This window comes from uncultured Phenylobacterium sp. (genome assembly GCF_902826855.1).
Lineage (GTDB): Bacteria > Pseudomonadota > Alphaproteobacteria > Caulobacterales > Caulobacteraceae > Phenylobacterium.
This window is the reverse complement of sequence record NZ_CADEGK010000177.1, coordinates 4,497-9,467: the sequence shown is the minus strand read 5'-3', so window position 1 is coordinate 9,467 and position 4,971 is coordinate 4,497. Positions and strand designations below refer to the sequence as shown.

The window sequence follows — 4,971 nt, the reverse complement described above, 5'->3', positions numbered from 1 at the left end:
CCGGCGCCGTCAATGTGGTGAACGCGGTGTGAACGCAGCGCCCGCCGGCGCGTTCAGACGCCCTCCCGTATCTTCCGGGGCATAGGTCCAAAGGAGACCCCTGATGAAGAAGATTATCCTGGGCGTGGCCGCAGCCGCCATGACCTTTGCCAGCGGGGCCGCCATGGCCCAGCCCTATGGCTACTACGACCGCGGCGCGGCCTACCGCGACTCGGACGGCGATGGCCGCTCCGACCGGCGTGAGTGGAATCGCGACCGCGACCGCGACGGCCGCCCCGACCAGTACGACCGTCGCGACAACCGCCGCGGCGACAACTACCGCGGCAATGGCCACGCCTACGGCCGCGACGGCTACCGCGGCCACAACCGCTGGCGCCAGGGCCAGGTCTATCCGTACTGGCGCGACCGCGGCTACTACGTGTCCGACTACCGCAGGTACAACCTGCCCCCGCCGCGGCCCGGCTACCGCTACTACCGGTCCGACAACGGCGACGTGGTCATGGCGGCCATCGCCTCCGGCCTGATCGGCGCGATCATCGGCGGCGCCCTGGCCGACAACGACAACGACCACCGCTACTACGGCCGCTAGGACGACCTAACCCGGCGCGCTGCCCTTGGCGGCGGCGCGCCGGCCCCTAGTGGGCCTTGGCGCCCTTGCGCGGAATGAAGTGCACGACGCCGGCGATGATCCCGCCGACGATGAAGCCCACCACCGCCGAACCCAGCGCGAACACCAGCCACCCGGCCACCGCGCCCACGCCCGGCGCCGTCTCGGCCCAGTGCTTGGCGGCCTCCAGCCAGTGCGGCACCGGGGTCAGGTGGTACTCCTCCAGCCCGTGGACCAGGATCCCACCGCCGACCCACAGCATCGCCGCGGTGCCGATCTTGGTCAGCGCGTCCATCACCACCGGCATGGCGCGCACCAAGCCGCGGCCCAGCGCCCGACCCGCCCGCGCCCGCGCCTGCGCCAGGTGCAGCCCGATGTCGTCCATCTTCACGATCAGACCGACCGTGCCGTAGACCGCGGCAGTGATGCCGATGCTGACCACGGCCAGCGCCGCGGCCTGCATCACCAGCGGCTGGTCCGCCACTTCGCCCAGCGCGATGGCCATGATCTCTGCCGACAGGATCAGGTCGGTGCGGATGGCGCCGTCCACCTTCTGCTTCTCCAGCTCCGCCGAGCTGAGCGCCAGTTCCTCCGGCTCGTCGCCGATCTCCTCGCCCCGCAGCGCCTCGAGGATCTTCTCGGTGGCCTCGAAGGCGAGATAGGCGCCGCCGACCATCAGCAGCGGCGTGATGCCCCACGGCGCGAAGGCCGACAGGAGGAGGGCGCCCGGCAGCAGGAACAGGAACTTGTTGCGCAAGCTGCCCAGCGCGATCTTGAACACGATCGGCAGCTCGCGCTCGGGCGTGAAGCCCATGGCGTAGCCGGGCGTCACCGCCGTGTCGTCCACCACCACGCCGGCGGCCTTCATCCCCGCCTTGCCCGCCGCCGCGCCGATGTCGTCCAGCGAGGCTGCGGCGATCTTGGCGATGCCGGCGACGTCGTCCAGCAGGGCGACCAGTCCGATGGACATGTGGGTTCGTCTCGAGCTCAGGGACCGCGCGGCCGGGACGTCCTGCCTAGCAGCCCCGTCCACCAGCGTGAACCCGGCCTGAATGGCTTGAGTTCGCAGGCCCCTGGGTTCAGCATCCGTCCGGACCCAGGAGACCGAGATGACCGCTGCGACCCAGGAGCTGGACTTCGATCCCGACGCGCTGCGCGAGAAGTACCGCCAGGAACGCGACCGCCGCCTGCGCCCGGACGCCAACGACCAGTACGTCGAGGTGGCCCACGACTTCCGCCACTACATCGACGACCCGTACGTGGAGCCCGGCTTCAGCCGCGCCGCCATCGACGACACGGTGGACGTGATCATTGTCGGCGGCGGCTTCGGCGGCCTGCTGGCGGCGGCGCGGCTGCGCGAGGCGGGCGTCAAGGACATCCGCATCATCGAGAAGGCCGGCGACTTCGGCGGCACCTGGTACTGGAACCGTTACCCCGGCGCCCAGTGCGACATCGAGAGCTACATCTACCTGCCGCTGCTGGAGGAGACCGGCTACGTCCCCAAGGAGAAGTACAGCTTCGCCGCCGAGATCCGCGAGCATTCGCGCCGCATCGGCGAGCACTTCGATCTCTATCGCCTGGCCTGCTTCCAGACCGAGATCTCCGAGATGCGCTGGCAGGAGGCCGAGCAGCGGTGGCTGATCACCACCAACCGCGGCGACACGATGCGCGCGCGCCACGTGGTGATGTCCTCCGGCCCGTTGAACCGGCCGAAGCTGCCCGGCATCCCCGGCATTGAGCGCTTCAAGGGTCACAGCTTCCACACCAGCCGCTGGGACTACGGCTACACGGGCGGCTCGTCGGAAGGCGGGCTCGACAAGCTGGCCGACAAGCGCGTCGCCATCATCGGCACGGGCGCCACCGCCATCCAGTGCGTCCCGCACCTCGGCAAGGCCGCCAAGCACCTCTACGTCTTCCAGCGCACGCCCTCGTCGGTGGACGTGCGCGGCAACCGGCCCACCGATCCGGAGTGGGCCAAGTCGCTGACGCCCGGCTGGCAGAAGCGGCGGATGGAGAACTTCAATACCCTGGTCGGCGGCGGCCATCAGGACGAGGACCTGGTCTCCGACGGCTGGACCGACATCATCCGCAACCTCGGCGCCGCCGTCACCGCCCGCGCCGCCGGCGGCGCCGTCTCGCCGCAAGAACTCGGCCGGCTGATGGAGCTCTCCGACTTCCGGAAGATGAACCAGATCCGCGCGCGCGTTGACACCCTGGTGAACGACCCGGAGACGGCGGAGAAGCTCAAGCCCTGGTATCGCCAGTTCTGCAAGCGCCCGACGTTCAACGACGACTACCTGCCCACCTTCAACCGTCCCAACGTGACCTTGGTCGACACCCTGGGCCGCGGCGTGGATCGGGTCACCGAGACCGGCCTGGTGTTCGACGGCGTGGAGTACGAGGTCGACTGCATCATCTTCGCCACCGGCTTCGAGGTGGGCACCGCCTACACGCGGCGCGCCGGCTTCGAGATCCACGGCAAGGACGGCCGCACGCTCACCGAGCATTGGGCCGACGGCATGAAGACGCTGCACGGCTTCTACACCGACGGCTTCCCCAACTGCTTCCACCTGGGCGTCACCCAGAACACGTTGACGCCGAACTTCCCGCACATGCTGGACGAGCAGGCTCGTCACGTGGCGCAGATGGTGCAGGCGGCGGCGGAGCGGCAGGCGCAGTGCGTGGAGCCGACGCCGGAGGGTGTGGAGGGTTGGCAGCGCGCCATCCGCGACGCGGCCCTCAACAACCTGCAGTTCCGGATGGACTGCACGCCTGGCTACTACAACGGCGAGGGCCGGGCAGGGGAAGGCAAGGGGCTGTTCGACGGCCTCTACGGCCCTGGACCCGACGCCTTCTTCGCCCTGCTCAACGGCTGGCGTGAGAAGGGCGATTTCGCGGGCCTCAAGGTGCGTTGAGGAGCAGCACGGGGGCGCGGCGCAGCCTCAGTGGCTGTGGCCGCCGCTACGCCCGCACATCCGATGCTCGGCCCCGTCCATCCACATCAGCTGGACGCCGGGGCTCCACGTGAGGGTGCGCCGTCCGTCGCTCCATGTGATCCGCGCGGCGCCGCCGTCCCAGGGCCGCAGCGGCAGGGCATGGGGTCCGTCGCCGGCGTCGACGATGGCCACCAGCCCTGAGGCGCGGCTGGCGAACTCGGCCTTGAGGTCCGGCGCGCCCTGGCATTTGAACCGGCCGTCGGCGACGGGCCGCTCAGGGGGCGCCGGCCGGGACTGGGCGGCCGCCGCCCAAGGCGCCAGCAACGCCAGCACGGCCAGCCAGGTCACCCTCGGCATCAGGCGCCGGTGAAGCGCGGCGCCCGCTTCTCCACGAAGTGGGCGACGCCCTCCTTGAAGTCGGCGCCCTTCAGGCTCTCGACCATCTCGCGGTCGGCCTCCTTCAGCGCCTCGCCCAGTCCGCGCAACAGGTCTTCCCAGAGCTGCTTCTTCATGACCCGCATCGAGCGCGGCGAGACCTTCTCGACCAGCTCACGGCAATAGGCGCGGGCCTCAGCCATCAGCTGGTCCGGGGCCACCAGCCGGTCGGCGAGGCCGATGCGGTAAGCCTCCGGGCCGGTCACCCGGCGCGAGGACAGCAGCAGGTCGAGCGCCCGCGAGTGTCCGGTAAGGCGGCTCAGCATCCAGCTTATCCCATGCTCGGCGATCAGGCCGCGCCGTGAGAAGGCGGTGACGAACACCGTATCGTCGGTGCAGAAGCGCAGGTCACAGAACAGGACCAGCGCCATCCCCATGCCGGCGCACGGTCCATTCACCGCGCCGATGATCGGCTTGCCGACGGTGGGGAACCAAGCCTGCGGGTGGTGGAAGTCGGGCTTCGAGCCCGGATCGAAGGGCGTGAACGCGCGCGGCGTCTGCGTGCCGCCCGCGGCGCCGATGCCTTGAAGCGCGTCCATGTCGGCCCCGGCGCAGAAGCCGCGACCAGCGCCCGTCAGGATGATCGCGCGAACCTCCGGATCGGCCTCCGCCTTCTCCATGGCGACGCGCAACTCGGCCCCCATCGTCCCGGTCCAGGCGTTCAGGCGCTCCGGCCGATTGAGGGTCACGGTGGCGATCCCCTCGCTCACCTCATAAAGGACTTGGCTCTCACTCACGGCGCTCTCCCTTGCGGCGGTCGGTCACCCTCCCATAGAAGGCCGCCCCGGCGAAGAATTAAGCTTCGACCAACCGTACCTCTCCCATAACGTGCATTGGTCGGTGAGCAACCGCTGAGGGGGTGATGAGTACGATTACGATCGCACAGGTCTTCGCGGGCCTTCGCTATGCCGACGGCGAAAAGTGGTCGGGCGGCTCGCTCACCTACAGCATCCCCAACCCCGGGACGAGCTTCTGGCAGGCCGGTTCCTACGA

Annotated in this window: 5 protein-coding genes; 2 read left to right on the top strand and 3 right to left on the bottom strand. The window is 69.6% G+C overall.

The window, feature by feature from the left end; translation table 11 throughout:
• Nucleotides 1-103 precede the first annotated feature (103 nt).
• A complete protein-coding gene (locus QZV94_RS19580) occupies nt 104-589 on the top strand; it encodes an RcnB family protein (RefSeq protein WP_293680747.1) in 486 nt (161 codons plus the stop codon).
• A 46-nt stretch (nt 590-635) separates the two neighbouring features.
• Here the strand turns inward: QZV94_RS19580 and QZV94_RS19575 are convergent, their stop codons facing one another.
• A complete protein-coding gene (locus QZV94_RS19575) occupies nt 636-1,577 on the bottom strand; it encodes a DUF808 domain-containing protein (protein WP_293680745.1) in 942 nt (313 codons plus the stop codon).
• A 139-nt stretch (nt 1,578-1,716) separates the two neighbouring features.
• Between QZV94_RS19575 and QZV94_RS19570 the strand changes: the two genes are divergently transcribed.
• Nucleotides 1,717-3,522, top strand: a complete 1,806-nt coding sequence (locus tag QZV94_RS19570; RefSeq protein ID WP_293680743.1) for an NAD(P)/FAD-dependent oxidoreductase — start codon at nt 1,717-1,719, stop codon at nt 3,520-3,522.
• A 27-nt stretch (nt 3,523-3,549) separates the two neighbouring features.
• Here QZV94_RS19570 and QZV94_RS19565 read toward each other — a convergent pair whose 3' ends face one another.
• Nucleotides 3,550-3,900 (bottom strand): hypothetical protein, encoded by a 351-nt coding sequence (locus tag QZV94_RS19565; RefSeq protein ID WP_293680741.1) that lies wholly within the window; start codon nt 3,898-3,900, stop codon nt 3,550-3,552.
• Nucleotides 3,900-4,715 carry an enoyl-CoA hydratase gene (locus QZV94_RS19560; protein ID WP_293680739.1) on the bottom strand — a complete coding sequence of 272 codons (816 nt, stop codon included), beginning with the start codon at nt 4,713-4,715 and terminating at the stop codon, nt 3,900-3,902. Before QZV94_RS19560 ends, QZV94_RS19565 begins: the two co-directional genes overlap by 1 nt.
• Between the last annotated feature and the right edge of the window lie 256 nt (nt 4,716-4,971).